This is a genomic window from Niallia sp. FSL W8-0177, from assembly GCF_038006285.1.
Lineage (GTDB): Bacteria > Bacillota > Bacilli > Bacillales > Cytobacillaceae > Niallia > Niallia circulans_A.
Genome location: NZ_JBBOUX010000001.1, coordinates 3,571,332 through 3,586,104, shown reverse-complemented (window position 1 = coordinate 3,586,104; position 14,773 = coordinate 3,571,332). Strand labels below are relative to the sequence as shown.

Below are 14,773 nucleotides of genomic sequence, written 5' to 3'. Positions count from 1 at the left end.
CCTAAAAATTAACAAAATGTTAACAAATTCCTACCTATAGGAAGTTTTACTGGTTATTCATTTCCTTCATAATAGTTCTAAAGGAGGTGATAAAGTTGAAATCAAGAGGAGAAAAAAGTTGTATTGATTATAAATTACTGAAAGAGAGGAGGTTACAGAAAAAGCTCACTCAGTTTGAGCTTGCGGATGAAACAGGCTTACACTATGCTCACCTTGGACAAATCGAAAGAGGGCAAAAGGAACCGAAAGTAAGTACCTTATATAAGATTTGTGAAGTACTTGATTTACAGCTGGATGCAGTACTTATTAAAGAGACAATGGAGGAACTAGATTAAAAAGTGTGTGAAAAAGAAGGAGTGTAAAGGATGAAGAAAGAGTGTATTTTAAATAAATATATTGCCAATGAACGGACGATGACCATCATGCCCATGGAAGCAATCGAATGTGACGCAGTGGTAAAAGAAGTAGATCGGACTGTGTATGTCAAAGAAACTCCCTTTGACATAATCAAGGAGAATCTATTAATTGGAGGTTCTGATTTTGATGGAAGACGTCGTTCCATTACATATAAATTAGGAATGCAGAAAAGACTGCCTATGCCAATTAACCCCCAAAGAAATATATATGCATTTCCCACCCATGCTCCTAGGCAATTTCACTGTCAATGGATCTTCACCGAGCATATCGATCACATACACCCAGTAAAACACAATGAAAAATTTAAAAGCGCTATCATTTTTAAAAATGGAGAAAAAATCTTTACGGAAGTATCTCCCTATATCCTAGAGACACAGATTATCAAATCATGGAGGATAAGAAAATCAATGGAAGATAGAAAGGATATCCGACAATAGGCTCTTATAATGAATAGCGGGTTGAAAGGAATAGGTTCCTATGAGGTCCCATTACTTATATGGAACAGTTTATCGCTATTTCCAAAGGATTAGAAAATGTTAAAAACCTAGCAGGAGAGGATATAAGAGAATCGGAGGGATGGTTCTACTGTTACCATGTTATAGGCACAAGATAGGACTAGAACCATTCCCCATTGGGTAACGAATGCCTGTACAAGAACCGTCGACCGTTACCGACTTTCAAAATCGCGTTTCATTCGAGCAATCATTAATAATTCGGCTGCATCTCGCTCATTTAAATTATTAAATATGGAAACTAGTTCTTTTGCTTCTTCTGTTAATGTTTCGTCGGGGGCGAGTTCATTAATGGATTCTCGTTCTTTTATGATACTAGTGCTGATGGATGGTTTGTCATCCTGGATTACTATATTTCCGCTTTTTAAGGATGAATCTCCTAAAAATTCCTCTCCAGCAAGCAACCAATCAGCAGAAACCTCAAATTCCTTCGCAATAGTATAGATGGCTTTAGCTCCAGGTAATGATTTCTTTTTCTCACTTTCCCAGTCTCCGACATTTCCCGAAGAGACCCCAATTCTTTTTCCGAAAGCAGCTTGTGATAATCCATGTTTTTCTCTTAATAATTTGATACGTTCCCCAATATGCTCAATCTTTTTCACTAATATTAAACTCCTTTCACACGAAAAAACGTATTTATACGAAAATTCGACTATTTTTGGTTGACTCGCTCGAAAAAACGTGTATAATTTGAATTAACAAATGATATTTGCCCACCGGTGTTCTAGCTAGTAAATGTCACTTTGTGAAAAAAATAGTAGTAAGTTTCCGGTAGTTACTAAGTTTTTAGAATGGACCAGAAAGTTGTAAGAGCTTTCTGACATATAAATAAGTTGCATTTATTTGGTACATCATTTTCTAGGATGCTCGATGAGCGTAGCAAATTAGTGAAGGGATAGCTATGCCCATTTATCTATTAACCTAGCAATTGTACACGAAAAAAAGTAGATTCATGCTTAATATTATCTGCATGAAAGAATAAACAATAATGGCAATACTTTTTCAAAGTCACAAGCATTAGCAAAGAATAAGCTGTTTGTAAACAAGGAGTGGTTTGATGCAAATTGGAATGATTGGTTTAGGAAAAATGGGATATAACCTTGCGTTAAACTTAGCAAACAATCATCATTCTGTCTATGGTTTTGACAAATCTAGTGATGCTAGAAATAGAGCGAATGAAAATGGGATACATATTGTGGAAAGTATAGATCAAATGCTTATAAATATGCAATCTCCAAGAGTGGTATGGGTGATGGTACCAGCAGGAAAACCAAGTGAAATCGTGATAGAAAAGCTGCTCGGAAAAATGAAAGCGGATGATATTGTCATTGATGGTGGAAATGCAAATTATAAAGACTCCATCCGCCGTGCTGCAGTAGCTGAGGAAAAGGGCATTCACTTCTTAGATGTAGGTACATCAGGAGGAATTTTAGGTGCCAATCAGGGAGCCTGTTTAATGATCGGAGGCAGACAGGAGATTTTTGAACGAATAGAACCAATATTTAAAAGTGTTTCTACTCAAGATGGTTACTTATATGCAGGAGAATCTGGCAGCGGTCATTTCTTAAAAATGGTTCATAACGGAATTGAATATGGCTTTATGCAAGCAATTGGTGAGGGATTTCAAGTGTTGAATCAAAGTCAGTATGATTTTGATTTAGCTAAAGTCGCTGCTGTCTGGAATAATGGTTCTGTCATTCGGAGCTGGCTTATGGAATTAATGGAATCCTCCTTCCAAAAAGATGCTAGACTCGAAAATATTCGTGGAATGGTAGCATCATCAGGTGAGGCGAAGTGGACAGTTGAAACAGCATTAGATTTAGAAGTTCCTGTTCCCATTATTGCTTTGTCCCTAATGATGAGAAACCGATCTTTGGAAGAGGATAGTTTTTCTGCGAAAGTGGTCGCTGCTCTCCGTAATGAATTTGGCGGCCACCGTGTGATTAGGAAGTAATTTTATATTTTATATAATTATTTCATATTTTTCTGCGGAAGGAGGCTAGTGTTGTAGTAGTTTGTGCAATTATGAACATTTTTAAAATATAAGGGAGTGATAAGACAAATGGCAACACTATCCATTGGTCAAGCACTAATAATCGCCATTTGGGTTGCAATCGTTATGTCCCGAGGGATAGGCTATGCAACTTTAACATTGCGCTTTAGCCCGTTAATGACAGGGTTAGTTGTGGGAATTGTAACAGGACATATAACAGAAGCAATGATTATTACAGCGGCAATTCAATTAGTTTATATGGGCGCAGTTGCGCCAGGAGGTGCATTGCCAAGTGAGCCTGCTATCGCGGCAGCTATTGCTGTAACAGTAGCTGTATTAGGGGATTTTACACCGGAAAAAGCAGTGGCTATCGCAGTTCCGGTTGGAATACTTGGTAGTTACGCTTATCAATTCCGCTTCTTTTTGAATACGTTTGCATTGCGAGTGTTAGATAAATATGCAGCAGATGTAAATGACAGAGGAATATTTACATCTGTCATCATTATCCCGATTGTCATAAGTTTCATTCTTTATGTTCCATTAGTGTTTATTGCTCTTTACTATGGAGCTCCGGTTGTTGCTGATTTTGTTAATTCAATTAGCGATGGTCCAATTATCCACGTGCTTGAAGTAGTTGGCGGCGGTCTTGCTGCTCTGGGTATTGCCGTTATTATGCATGTTATCGGTAAAAAGGAACTGCTTTTATTCTTTTTTCTAGCATACTTCATGAGTGTTGCATTAAAAGACTTACAGATTAATACGGTAACGTATGCGATTTTCGGTGCTATTCTTGCTGGTCTGTATGTATTATTCACGAGAGGGAAGGAAGCAGCTTAAGAACTTAAAAAGGTGGGTTGATTGATGAGCGCAGAAGAAAAGAAACAAAGTCCAGAGAATTACCCTGAGCCAATCACAAAAAAAGATTTGCTTAAGGCTTGGGCAAGATGGTGGTGGGCAAATGAAATCCCGCATACCTTTGATAGAATGGTGGCTCCTTCCTTTTTATTTGGAATGACGCCAATTCTGAAAAAATTATATAAAGATAAAAAAGATTTAAGCGAGGCGTACCAAAGGCACTTATTATTTTTTAACACGCAAGCCATTTGGGGCGGAGGTACATTGACTGGTATTACAGCATCCCTTGAGGAGTCACGCGCGAAAGCACTTGCTGAAGGAAAAGAGGAAGAAGCGCCGAGTCCAGACATGATCAACAATACAAAAGTAGGATTGATGGGTGCTCTAGCAGGGATTGGAGATGCTATTGACTCCGGTACTGTCCAATATATTTTTATAGCAATCGCCTTGCCATGGGCGATGGCAGGCAGTCCTCTTGGAGCATTATTTCCGTTCCTTGGTTTCACGCTCGTAACATTTCTTTATGGCTATTATTTTGTCAGAATGGGCTACGGGTTGGGACGTAATGCGGCCAAAGAAATTTTAGCCGGCAGCCGTATTAAAACGATGATTGATGCATTATCTGTTCTTGGATTGTTTATGATGGGCATCTTGGCAGGGTCCTATGTAAAAGTAAGCAGCTCACTATCCTTTACTCTATCAGAAAAACAATTTGTACTGCAGGATATTTTAGACTCGATTTTACCAGGGTTATTACCTTTATTAACCGTATTAGGTGTTTACTTATACTTTGATAAAAAAGGTTTTAATATCACCAAAGGATTATTATGGCTAACTGGTACATTAATTGTACTCGGTGCAATCAAAGTTTTATAAATCTATTATTTTTGAGAAGTGATTATATAGGTAAGGAAAAAATTGATTAGATTATCCCAAAGTAAAGGAGCAGGTGTATGGAAAATCGAGCAATTTTGGTGATTACACATGGGGAATTCGGCATCGAGCTCATTAAAAGTGCAGAAATGATTATGGGACCTCAGCGAAATTTACGAGCTTTAGCACTGCGCCCAGGTGAATCAGTAGATGATTTGCGAGAGGATGCAAGTAAAATAGTGCAAGAGAATGAGAAAAACGGCTTGGAAACCATTTTACTTGTAGATTTATTGGGCGGCAGCCCTTCTAATGTATCTTTATCGTTATTAAGCAAGTATGACTTACACATATTAACGGGAATCAATATGCCGATGTTAATTGAATTATTAACTTTCTACCAAACAGAAGAAGATGCCAATAATTTAATACAAACAGTGCAGGGAACAGGTACAAGTGGAATTCATCATTTGAATCGGAATTTCTTAAAGAAATAAATATTTAATGTGAAAAGGGAGGCCAGCATGGGGAAAATCAATTTAGTAAGAGTAGATGATCGCTTAATTCATGGACAAGTAATGACAAAATGGTCAAAAGGTTTGGGGACTAATGCCCTTTATGTTATTGACAACGAAACAGCATCTGATGAATTTATGAAAGATATTTATATAAATACAAACTCTTCTTCTGGATTGAAGATTCAGGTATACAGCAATCAAGAAGTAGTTGAAAAATGGAATAGCGATCAGTTTGGAAAAGATAATGTTGTCCTACTTTTTAAATATATTGCTAGTGTGAAAGAAGTTGTGGAACAGGGGTTACCTGTTACTAGGCTCAATATAGGAGGCGTTTCAAAAAAGGGAGAGGCACAATTTGTTATCCCCACCGTTGCGTTAACAGAAACAGACGTTGATAATTTAAAGTCGTTACATGCCAAAGGAATCGAAATATTTTTCCAAACGGTTCCAGACAGCAAAAAAGTTTCATTAACAGATGGATTAAAAACGATTAAAAAATAGATATGAAGGAATGAAAGTACCGTTTTCTCAAGGTGATTTCATTCCTTCCCCATATGTTCAGTAAGGCACAATTTAAGCGGAAAGGAACAAAGCAATGGCAAACAAAATTGCAATTGTAAATTCAAGTAGTTTTGGAGAAAGATTCCCTGATCAAATAGAACGTCTTGCAAGCATTGGAGAGATAAAAATATTTACCTTCCCTGTAAATATTTCGGGAAAAGAGCTCGCAGAAAAATTGCAGGGGTTTACGATCATTATATCCAGCGTTACTCCTTTTTTTACGAGGGAATTCTTTGAACAAAAGGACGAAACACTGATTATTTCCCGTCATGGGATAGGGTATAACAACATTGATATAGAAGCTGCAACAGAAAAAGGGACGATTGTGACCATTGTATCTGCATTAGTAGAAAGGGATGCTGTGGCGGAAAATGCAGTTACTAACCTTTTAGCAGTAGTGAGAAAAACATATCCAGCAGCAACGGCAGCAAGAGAAGGCCGTTGGGCAGATCGAGCTCAATTTGTTGGACATCAAATCAATGGGAAAACAGTTGGTGTAATTGGATTAGGGAATATAGGAAGTAGAGTTGGCGAGATTTTCAAGGATGGCTTTAATGCTAGATTACTAGCATATGATCCCTATCAAACAAAAGAGGAACTGGAACAAAAAGGTGCGGAAAGTGTTTCTTTAGAAGAATTATTAAAACAGTCCGATATTATTTCATTAAATGCATTTGTTAATGAGGGAAGCTACCATCTTCTGTCTGATCACGAATTTTCTTTAATGAAAGAAGGGGTGTATATCACTAATACGGCACGTGGTGAATTGTGGGCGCAGGATGCTGTATTGCGGGCATTGGAGAGCGGCAAAATTGCAGGGCTCGCAACAGATGTTTTAGAAGGGGAACCAGTGGATAAAACCCATCCATTTTTCCAATATGAAAATGTTCTGGTGACCCCGCACACTTCCGCCTATACAATGGAATGCTTAAGAGGAATGGGAGAAAAAGTAGTGTCAGATATAGAAAGAACGCTTAAAAAAGAGAGACCGGACAATGTGGTCAATGTGGAGTTGTTCCAAGGCTGATTTGTCCCAGGCGTTTTATTGAATGAAAGGAGAATTAGTTTGGGAATTCCATCATTAGTTATTTTTGATATGGATGGCTTAATGTTTGATACGGAAAAGTTAGCCTATCGAGCGTGGCAAATGGCAGCTGCCCATTATGGCTTTTCTTTTGAAAGGACACTATTTGAACAGTTGATCGGCATAACGAATCAAGATATTATTCGAAAAATGGCTGATTATTATGGTCCAGATCAACCTGTGCAAGAGTGGCGAGCATACATGCGTTTAAAAAAGCATGAATTAGAATATTTGTTTATTAGAGAACCTCATTTTAAAAAAGCAGGATTGGACGAATTACTTTCCTTTTTAAAGTCTCAGGGCATAAAGATAGCTGTAGCTTCATCAAGTGCGAGAGAAGTAATTCATCGATTTCTAACTGTATCAGACACACTTGCTTTCATTGATTTATATGTTTCAGGAGAGGAAGTACCAAATGGAAAGCCAAGCCCTGATATTTTCCTTGAAGTCTGTACTCGATTAAAGGTGAATCCGAAAGAGGCTCTTGTATTGGAAGATTCCCCCGCAGGTATTCAAGCGGCCTATCTTGCTGGCATTCCAGCATTTTTTATCCCTGATTTTGTGAAGGAAACAGATATAATTCGTAAGCTCAAGCCAAAAATTTTTCGGGATTTAGCGGAAGTTGAACAATATTTACGATTCGTATAATACCTAAAAATTAGGAAACGAGAAAAGGAGGGAGACAAATGCCGAAAGTACTCATTACTCCCAGATCTTTTGGAAAACACAGTGAAGAGGCTAGCCGAATATTAACTGCTCATGGCTTTGAAGTGGTTACTAACCCATATGGAAGAATCATGACGGAAGAAGAAATGAAAAAAGAAATAGTGGATGTAGATGCAGTTATTGTTGGCGTGGATCCATTGAATGCTGATGTCCTAGCAGAGGCGAAACGGTTAAAGGTTATTTCAAAATATGGCGTTGGAACAGATAATATTGACATCGACTATTGCAAAGCCAACAATATCCCAGTAACGATTACTCGAAATGCAAACGCCGACTCTGTCGCGGATTTTACTTTCGCTCTAATGTTAGCGATTGCGAGAAGAATAGTAGAAATCGATCAATCATGCCGTGTAATGGATTGGAGCAAAAAAACAAGTATTGGTATATATGGAAAAACACTTGGTGTGATTGGGACCGGTGCAATTGGAAAGGGCGTTATTAAGAGAGCCCATGGCTTTGACATGGATATCCTAGCTTACGATGTTTGCCCAGATAATGAGTTCGCTAAAGAATACAAGGTGACTTATGTGGATTTGGAACACCTTGTGAAAGAAAGTGACTTTATAACTCTTCATCTACCAGCAACTCCAGAAACAAACAATTTATTTAGTGAGAAAGAATTCAGCATGATGAAGGAAACGGCTGTATTGGTCAACACAGCTCGCGGAGAACTGATTGATGAAGATGCCCTTTATAATGTTCTGCGGAATAAGAAAATTTGGGGAGCAGGAATAGATGTTTTCAAAAAGGAACCACCAGAAAAGAAGGAACTGCTGGAGCTGGATAATATGATTATCGGATCACATGCTGCTGCCTCTAGTGTGGATGCAGTCAATAAAATGAGCTTAATGGCAGTTGAAAATATCCTTGCTAATTTTAAATAAAAGGAAAAAGGTGATCTTTTATGGATAAAATAGAAGTTTTAACAAAAATGAAAGAGGAAAAGATTGTAGCAGTAATTCGAGCACAAAATATAGAACAAGGGCTGCGTGTAAGTGAAGCAATTCGGCAAGGCGGCATTAAATTTTTAGAGTTAACCATGACAATTCCTGGTGCATTGGATGTGATCAAAAAACTTGCTGATAAATATGCAGGAGAGGATGTAATCGTTGGTGCTGGAACAGTATTAGATCCGGAAACAGCAAGACTTGCTATTTTGGCAGGGGCAAAATTTATAGTAGGACCAAATCTGTCCCCGGAAGTCATTACGATGTGCCACCGCTACCGAGTCGCCGTTATGCCTGGCGTGATGTCACCAACCGAAGCACTAACAGCAATAGAACTGGGCGCAGATGTTATCAAAGTATTCCCGGGTGGAGCCTTTGGACCAAGTATTGTGAAAGATTTTAAAGGACCTCTTCCACAAGGAAACTTTATGCCAAGCGGCGGCGTTACCGTTGAAAACGCAGCTGAATGGATCAAAAATGGCGCCTATGCTATAGGAACAGGCTCCAGCCTAACAAAAGGAGCAGCCACAGGCGATTACGAAGCAGTAACCCGCGAAGCAGAAAAGTTTGTAGCGATTGTGAAGTAGAGAAGCAGATGGAGGGTTCTTGTGAGAGTATTTTAAGGGTGTTGTTGCATAAGGTATCAAGTGGATAGCTAGAGATATAGGAGCGGATTACTATCCGCTCTATTGTTTTTTCCAAGCAGCTAAGATTAGTATTTTTTAGCGTTGTGATGGTATTTTCTTTTATAGAGAATTTTACCTTGCTATCCTCTAAAAGAAGCCAATAAGTGCTAAATGCTTCTTTTAAGTTTACTATTTTGTTCAGGTCATATAGTTGTTTAACTGTGCTTTTCTCTAAATCTATAGAATACCCTTTACTTAAATACCATTTAAAATATTTAATTTGTCTTCAGTTAATCTATTTATAGTACTAGTTGCCGAATAAAAAGTAAGAACAAAAGTTGGATCGTTTAAGATGGCATTTTCTAAACTAATATTTAGATGTTCTTTTTCACTAATTCTATTTTTTAGTTTGTTAGGAAGCTTAGTAGTTATGATATAATGCTGTCGAATTTTATGTTCTGAACAATTTAAGAGCTTTACAATTTTTTTCGCATCATTATTGGTATTAGTTAAGATTTTCTATATTTTCTCATCTTTTATTCTATAATAAACATTCTCTTTTACACAGTTAAGCAAACAGGCATTATACCAATACAATTTTTGAATCTTATCGCGATAATTATACATGGAACTTTTTTATTTGGAAAAAGAACAGTTAAAGAGTTATATGCATTTATACCTCTGAACAGTAGAAAGTTATTTGCTGAATTTTCATAAACATACATTAATGGCCTACTTGTTTTAATTGCAATATTATATTTTTTAAAGCAGTGTCTTCTTTGGGAAGATATCGATGTACTGCTTTAATTTCATTAGCAGATAGCCATTTTATCATATGCATCTTTCTAATCTCCTTTAAGTTATTGCTTAAGAATATGATTTATTAAAATTGTCCTATGTTACTTATTTCTCAAAATTCAATCTTGTTGACTTTAGTAACAATTAATAGAGAGGAAAGAAGTGAGAGGAGTTACTTATGTACTCCTAGTATGGAGAAGGCATTTTGTAAAATGAAAAATGAATCTAAAAGTTGACTTTTCTGTTATATTTTTAATTTCGACATAATTAGTTAAATTCTGACATGGGTTTTATGTTATTTTGAAGGAAAAAGATATAAAGGGGAAACAATGAGAAAATACATCATAATTTTGTTAGGTTTTAGTATTTTAGGATTTATGGTATTGAATCTAAGTATTACTACAGTAGAAGCCCATCCAGGAAGAACAGATGCAAATGGTGGGCATACTTGTAGAACAAATTGTGAAAAATGGGGCTTAAGTTATGGAGAATATCATTATCATAATGGTGGTTCGAGTGATTCTACTAGCTCTAACACAGATGAAGGTAGAGATATTCCAGAAGTAACCACTGTGGATACTTCTTCTCTTGAAAATGAACTTTCTGAAGCAAGAGATGTAATTGAACAATATGAACAGGAGAATAAAGAGGTAAAACAAAAGATAGACAATCTTGAAGATGAACTAGCTGTATTAAATAATACAATCAATAAATATAAAAAGAGAGAAGAAGAAATCGATAGTAGAGAATCGTCGTTAAGTAAAAAGGAAAAGGAATTAGAAGGGATACAAGTGGAATTGGACAAGAGAGAAAAGGAGGTAGAAGCAAAAATAAGGAAAAGCGAAGAAAATATAAAAAAACTAGAAACTGATTTAAATGATAAACAAGAAGTAATCCAAAATATGGAAAACGATACGACCGTTGGGGCAATTAGTTCAGCAGTAGCACTTGGTGGAGGATATGGAATTTATCGTTTTATTCGACGAAAAAAAACAAGTTAAAAATGATGAATATAATAATATTCTTGACCTTTAGTAATACGTGGAGTTTAACCTACATTCAAGCTATCTTCCTCCAAATTGAAGATAGCTATTTTAATGGGAAAGGAAATAGGAATAAAATAATGAAATTATTCAATTTTCTTCCAAATATATTGGACTGAAATAGTCTAATAGATATAGAAAGTAGTGAGGGGAAGCAGTGAAAAAGATATTCATTATTATCATTACATCGATTATAATTGTGCTGGTCATATTGATTGTGTTATGGAAGTTAGATGTAATTTACGTCAATGTAGCGGCACCAGTGGAAAAAAGCAAGGAGATATTAGGCAAGGATGAGGTCTCCGTATTATTGGAGCTAGTGTATCCGAAGCTTGGGGACGACTAGCAAGCAATACTATTATCGCCTGCCCGAGGAACAAGGTTTTGCGGCAATTGTGGTATCCAATAGAGTTTAGGATTTATTTGAAGAAATAAAAAAGGATGATGCACCAAGTTACAATATAGAAGTTTCCTTAATGACAGAATATGAGTTTAATAATCTAATGAGTAGTAGACAAATTTCAGACGATGAAGCTACTATACCCGTACACGATGAAACGAATTCTGATAATGGGGAAGCAAGTGAATACACCAATACTGAAACGCATCCACCAATAGGAGAGGAGTTTGACGAAGCTGCTATTGCATCCAATAATGAAAAGATTAAACATCCAGACTTTTTGCCAAACGCCATAAAATGGAGTTATAGCGGGAATCGATATTTCTTTAAAAGCGCCAATTGGTCCAATTATAGAAAATCAAATAGGTCAACCGGACTGGAGAACAGGCTCAGAAAGTGGATATATCCTCAGGTATAAAGACTATCAGGCTGGATTTGGCGTTTCTAATGATTATGAGGAGTATCCTGAATCACTCATTTATTCTTATCATCTACTGATTTATTTAACTGAAGAAGAAATAATTCAATCTTTAGGTGAACCAACCAGTGAAGAATTTAGCGAAGTGGATAATGTCTATTACATGTATTACAGGTTGGAGATTATGAATTACTTTTTGAAAAGGATTCGGACGATTCAGCTGAGCGCTACTATTATTGGTTCGGATGAAGGGGAGAACTTGAAACAATAGAGGGAACAGTTCTGGTGAATACATGCCTCACTAGAACTGTTCCTCTATGTCTGTAATTTATTGTCAAATGCCGTCAAACATGTCAAAAATCCTCGAAATATTTCTTCTTTTATTAGTTGTATCTCTATTTCCACAGTGTTAACATTATTTTGTAAGCGTTTTCCATTATTAGTGCCTGACCATTAAATTATCTACTTTTTAAGGAGGAATTCGATGAACCAACAGACTGTAGTTTTGAAAGAAAAGGTTGGAAAGTTCCTAAGTGGTAAGAAAAAGTTATTTATTAATGGTGAATTTGTGGAGAGTCAAACACAAAAAACATTCGACAGTTATAATCCAGCGACAGATGAGGTTTTGGCAAGTGTATATGAAGCAGGTCCAGAAGATATTGATTTAGCGGTGAAAGCGGCACGGAAAGCTTTCGACGAAGGACCTTGGTCAAAAATGAGTGCTTCGGAGCGCAGTCGTCTTATGTACATACTGGCCGATTTGATGGAGAAAAACAGTGCGGAGCTTGCCCAATTAGAAACGTTAGATAATGGGAAACCGATTCGCGAAACAACTAATGCGGATATTCCATTAGCCATTGAGCATATGCGCTATTATGCGGGGTGGTGTACAAAAATTACAGGACAAACGATTCCAGTTAATGGTCCATACTTTAATTATACACGCCATGAAGCAGTGGGAGTAGTTGGGCAGATTATCCCTTGGAACTTCCCGCTGTTAATGGCAATGTGGAAGCTCGGAGCGGCTCTTGCAACTGGATGTACAGTGGTATTAAAACCAGCTGAGCAAACGCCGTTATCTGCTCTTTATTTAGCAGAATTAATCCAGGAAGCGGGGTTCCCGGATGGGGTTGTGAATATTGTTCCTGGATTTGGGGAAACAGCTGGCCAGCCGCTAGTTGATCACCCTTTAGTAGATAAAATTGCTTTTACTGGTTCTACGGAAGTTGGAAAAATGATTATGGCGAATGCCTCTAAAACATTGAAAAGAGTTACATTGGAGCTTGGTGGGAAATCACCGAACATTATCCTGCCAGATGCAGATTTAACAAAAGCTATTCCAGGTGCATTTAATGGTGTTATGTTCAATCAAGGACAGGTATGCTGTGCCGGGTCTAGAGTTTTTATTCAAAAGAAACATTTTGATAATGTCGTTGCCGATATGGCAAATCAAGCGAAAAAAATGAAGCAAGGTGCTGGTATCCACGCTGATACAGAAATTGGACCGCTTGTTTCTGCTGAACAGCAACAACGAGTTCTTGGTTATATTGAAAGAGGGTTAAACGAAGGCGCGCAGCTAGTCGCAGGTGGTTTTAATCCACGTGAGGAAGGATACTTTGTTTCCCCAACTGTTTTTGCCGATGTACGAGATGAGATGACGATTGCCAAGGAAGAAATTTTTGGACCTGTTATTTCGGCAATGCCATATGACGATTTAGATGAGCTGATTAAACGTGCAAATAACAGTGAATATGGCTTAGCAGCAGGCGTCTGGACGAGAGATGTTGCTAATGCCCACTACATCGCCAGCAAACTCCGCGCAGGAACAGTTTGGGTCAACTGCTACAATACATTCGATGCAGCCTCTCCATTCGGCGGATACAAACAATCAGGCATCGGCCGTGAAATGGGCTCCTATGCCCTAAACAACTACACAGAAGTAAAGAGTGTATGGGTTTCTATGCAATAAGGGAATCGGAGGGACGGTTCTTATTGCTTTTTAATCGCATGATATAGCAAGTAGTGGCTGACGCAAAAGTCGTTTAAGAACAACTTTTGAAGTCAGCTTCTTTTTGTTCATATACTAGGATTAATGGAAAGAGTACTCTGTATAAATGTGTATTTCATTTTCACGAGACATAGTAATAAGGAAGGAAGAAGGGAGGGCAACATGTAATGAAGAACATTCTTTTGATAGTCATGCTAGCTCTGACCATTTTTGTTATTTACCTTATTGCGATGCATCCAAATCCAACTAAAACTGTCTTTATTCCTCCTACATCATCTTTGGAAGAAAGGGTATGTGAAGAAGTATCGGAACAATTTGGTGATTGCAAACGAATCCTGTTGTTTGATGCGCAGTCCCGTATCGTTTTTGCGGAAAATAGGTCGGGGATTGTTCCTGTACTTACTAATAAAGAATTTACTGACTTTCAAAAAATTATTTATCCTATAATAGAATTTCAGGAGTTTCAAGAAGAGAGACAAGAGAGAGGTTCTATTACCTGGCAGGCAAATAATAAGCTCGAAAAGAATTTTTCCATTATTTATGGATTTGCCGAAGATAACGCCAAAACCATCATTATTACTAGTGAGGGCAATATCCAGCCAAATAAGTTTTTCCTTCAAGATAACCTCTGGGTATGGTATGCGACTTTCACGAAGGATAATGTTAAACTGCCAGTTGAAGTAGATATTTATGAATAAATGGAATCGTAGGGACATGCTTCCCTTAAAGAGTAAAGAAGCTTAGGAGCCTTCCTATGCTTTTTTTTGGTTTATTTAGGGGATTTTCCACGGGAGCTATGTTGTACTGAAGCTACCAGTAAAAGCAATTTCTCATCCAGAGAAGTAATATCGCCGAGTAGGGAAAACGCTTTATCAATGATGGCTGCTGGAAAATAAGAGGAGAGCGATAGAACCACCTCTGAGAACTGAGCTTTGGTAGGAAAATGTCGAAAATGGTTGTCGAAAGTATTGATATACGTCAACTTTTGTCGATATGA

At 37.4% G+C, this 14,773-nt stretch carries 16 protein-coding genes and 1 pseudogene; 16 read left to right on the top strand and 1 reads right to left on the bottom strand.

Going from position 1 to position 14,773, the window contains the following annotated elements:
* Positions 1–95: 95 nt before the first annotated feature.
* Both NST77_RS17460 and NST77_RS17455 read left to right on the top strand, forming a co-directional pair.
* A complete protein-coding gene (locus NST77_RS17460) occupies positions 96–335 on the top strand; it encodes a helix-turn-helix domain-containing protein (RefSeq protein ID WP_172859206.1) in 240 nt (79 codons plus the stop codon).
* 30 nt (positions 336–365) lie between these two features.
* Positions 366–854 carry a competence protein ComK gene (locus tag NST77_RS17455; protein ID WP_172859205.1) on the top strand — a complete coding sequence of 163 codons (489 nt, stop codon included), beginning with the start codon at positions 366–368 and terminating at the stop codon, positions 852–854.
* Between the two features lie 230 nt (positions 855–1,084).
* Here NST77_RS17455 and NST77_RS17450 read toward each other — a convergent pair whose 3' ends face one another.
* A complete protein-coding gene (locus NST77_RS17450; RefSeq protein WP_163185314.1) occupies positions 1,085–1,531 on the bottom strand; it encodes a helix-turn-helix domain-containing protein in 447 nt (148 codons plus the stop codon).
* A gap of 455 nt (positions 1,532–1,986) precedes the next feature.
* Here NST77_RS17450 and gnd point away from each other — a divergent pair, with 455 nt between their 5' ends.
* The 14 genes and pseudogenes from gnd (at position 1,987) to NST77_RS17380 (ending at position 14,474) form a co-directional block, all read left to right on the top strand.
* Positions 1,987–2,883 carry a phosphogluconate dehydrogenase (NAD(+)-dependent, decarboxylating) gene (gene gnd / locus NST77_RS17445; RefSeq protein ID WP_095329688.1) on the top strand — a complete coding sequence of 299 codons (897 nt, stop codon included), beginning with the start codon at positions 1,987–1,989 and terminating at the stop codon, positions 2,881–2,883.
* Positions 2,884–2,991: 108 nt separating this feature from the next.
* Positions 2,992–3,759: a PTS sugar transporter subunit IIC gene (locus NST77_RS17440; protein WP_047942054.1), complete on the top strand. Its 768-nt coding sequence runs from the start codon at positions 2,992–2,994 to the stop codon at positions 3,757–3,759.
* A 24-nt stretch (positions 3,760–3,783) separates the two neighbouring features.
* Entirely contained in the window at positions 3,784–4,653 is an 870-nt protein-coding gene (locus NST77_RS17435) for a PTS system mannose/fructose/sorbose family transporter subunit IID (protein WP_047942055.1), read from the top strand.
* Positions 4,654–4,730: 77 nt separating this feature from the next.
* Positions 4,731–5,144, top strand: coding sequence for a PTS sugar transporter subunit IIA (locus NST77_RS17430; protein ID WP_095329689.1), 414 nt, complete (start codon positions 4,731–4,733; stop codon positions 5,142–5,144).
* Between the two features lie 27 nt (positions 5,145–5,171).
* The gene (locus tag NST77_RS17425) at positions 5,172–5,666 is read left to right on the top strand and encodes a PTS system mannose/fructose/N-acetylgalactosamine-transporter subunit IIB (RefSeq protein WP_123258353.1); all 495 of its coding nucleotides are present in this window, start codon (positions 5,172–5,174) and stop codon (positions 5,664–5,666) included.
* A gap of 94 nt (positions 5,667–5,760) precedes the next feature.
* Positions 5,761–6,753, top strand: a complete 993-nt coding sequence (locus NST77_RS17420) for a D-isomer specific 2-hydroxyacid dehydrogenase family protein (RefSeq protein ID WP_341123301.1) — start codon at positions 5,761–5,763, stop codon at positions 6,751–6,753.
* Positions 6,754–6,792: 39 nt separating this feature from the next.
* On the top strand, positions 6,793–7,458 hold the full coding sequence (locus NST77_RS17415; RefSeq protein ID WP_095329692.1) for an HAD family hydrolase: 666 nt from the start codon (positions 6,793–6,795) through the stop codon (positions 7,456–7,458).
* Positions 7,459–7,496: 38 nt separating this feature from the next.
* Positions 7,497–8,420: a phosphoglycerate dehydrogenase gene (locus NST77_RS17410; protein WP_095329693.1), complete on the top strand. Its 924-nt coding sequence runs from the start codon at positions 7,497–7,499 to the stop codon at positions 8,418–8,420.
* Between the two features lie 20 nt (positions 8,421–8,440).
* Positions 8,441–9,070 (top strand): bifunctional 2-keto-4-hydroxyglutarate aldolase/2-keto-3-deoxy-6-phosphogluconate aldolase, encoded by a 630-nt coding sequence (locus NST77_RS17405; RefSeq protein ID WP_341123299.1) that lies wholly within the window; start codon positions 8,441–8,443, stop codon positions 9,068–9,070.
* 1,214 nt (positions 9,071–10,284) lie between these two features.
* Positions 10,285–10,413: pseudogene (locus NST77_RS25960) on the top strand (YHYH domain-containing protein); the annotation flags it as partial.
* Positions 10,414–11,107: 694 nt separating this feature from the next.
* The gene (locus NST77_RS17395; RefSeq protein ID WP_336044570.1) at positions 11,108–11,296 is read left to right on the top strand and encodes a hypothetical protein; all 189 of its coding nucleotides are present in this window, start codon (positions 11,108–11,110) and stop codon (positions 11,294–11,296) included.
* Positions 11,297–11,426: 130 nt separating this feature from the next.
* The gene (locus NST77_RS17390) at positions 11,427–11,768 is read left to right on the top strand and encodes a hypothetical protein (protein WP_341123296.1); all 342 of its coding nucleotides are present in this window, start codon (positions 11,427–11,429) and stop codon (positions 11,766–11,768) included.
* A 484-nt stretch (positions 11,769–12,252) separates the two neighbouring features.
* Positions 12,253–13,737 carry an aldehyde dehydrogenase family protein gene (locus NST77_RS17385; RefSeq protein WP_341123295.1) on the top strand — a complete coding sequence of 495 codons (1,485 nt, stop codon included), beginning with the start codon at positions 12,253–12,255 and terminating at the stop codon, positions 13,735–13,737.
* Between the two features lie 206 nt (positions 13,738–13,943).
* Positions 13,944–14,474: a hypothetical protein gene (locus tag NST77_RS17380; RefSeq protein WP_341123294.1), complete on the top strand. Its 531-nt coding sequence runs from the start codon at positions 13,944–13,946 to the stop codon at positions 14,472–14,474.
* Positions 14,475–14,773: the final 299 nt, after the last annotated feature.

Coding starts and splice junctions, on each gene's coding strand:
- NST77_RS17455 (WP_172859205.1), top strand. CDS start 366: ATGAAGAAAGAGTGTATTTTAAATAAATATATTGCCAATGAACGGACG.
- gnd (WP_095329688.1), top strand. CDS start 1,987: ATGCAAATTGGAATGATTGGTTTAGGAAAAATGGGATATAACCTTGCG.
- NST77_RS17440 (WP_047942054.1), top strand. CDS start 2,992: ATGGCAACACTATCCATTGGTCAAGCACTAATAATCGCCATTTGGGTT.
- NST77_RS17435 (WP_047942055.1), top strand. CDS start 3,784: ATGAGCGCAGAAGAAAAGAAACAAAGTCCAGAGAATTACCCTGAGCCA.
- NST77_RS17430 (WP_095329689.1), top strand. CDS start 4,731: ATGGAAAATCGAGCAATTTTGGTGATTACACATGGGGAATTCGGCATC.
- NST77_RS17425 (WP_123258353.1), top strand. CDS start 5,172: ATGGGGAAAATCAATTTAGTAAGAGTAGATGATCGCTTAATTCATGGA.
- NST77_RS17420 (WP_341123301.1), top strand. CDS start 5,761: ATGGCAAACAAAATTGCAATTGTAAATTCAAGTAGTTTTGGAGAAAGA.
- NST77_RS17410 (WP_095329693.1), top strand. CDS start 7,497: ATGCCGAAAGTACTCATTACTCCCAGATCTTTTGGAAAACACAGTGAA.
- NST77_RS17405 (WP_341123299.1), top strand. CDS start 8,441: ATGGATAAAATAGAAGTTTTAACAAAAATGAAAGAGGAAAAGATTGTA.
- NST77_RS17390 (WP_341123296.1), top strand. CDS start 11,427: ATGACAGAATATGAGTTTAATAATCTAATGAGTAGTAGACAAATTTCA.
- NST77_RS17385 (WP_341123295.1), top strand. CDS start 12,253: ATGAACCAACAGACTGTAGTTTTGAAAGAAAAGGTTGGAAAGTTCCTA.
- NST77_RS17380 (WP_341123294.1), top strand. CDS start 13,944: ATGAAGAACATTCTTTTGATAGTCATGCTAGCTCTGACCATTTTTGTT.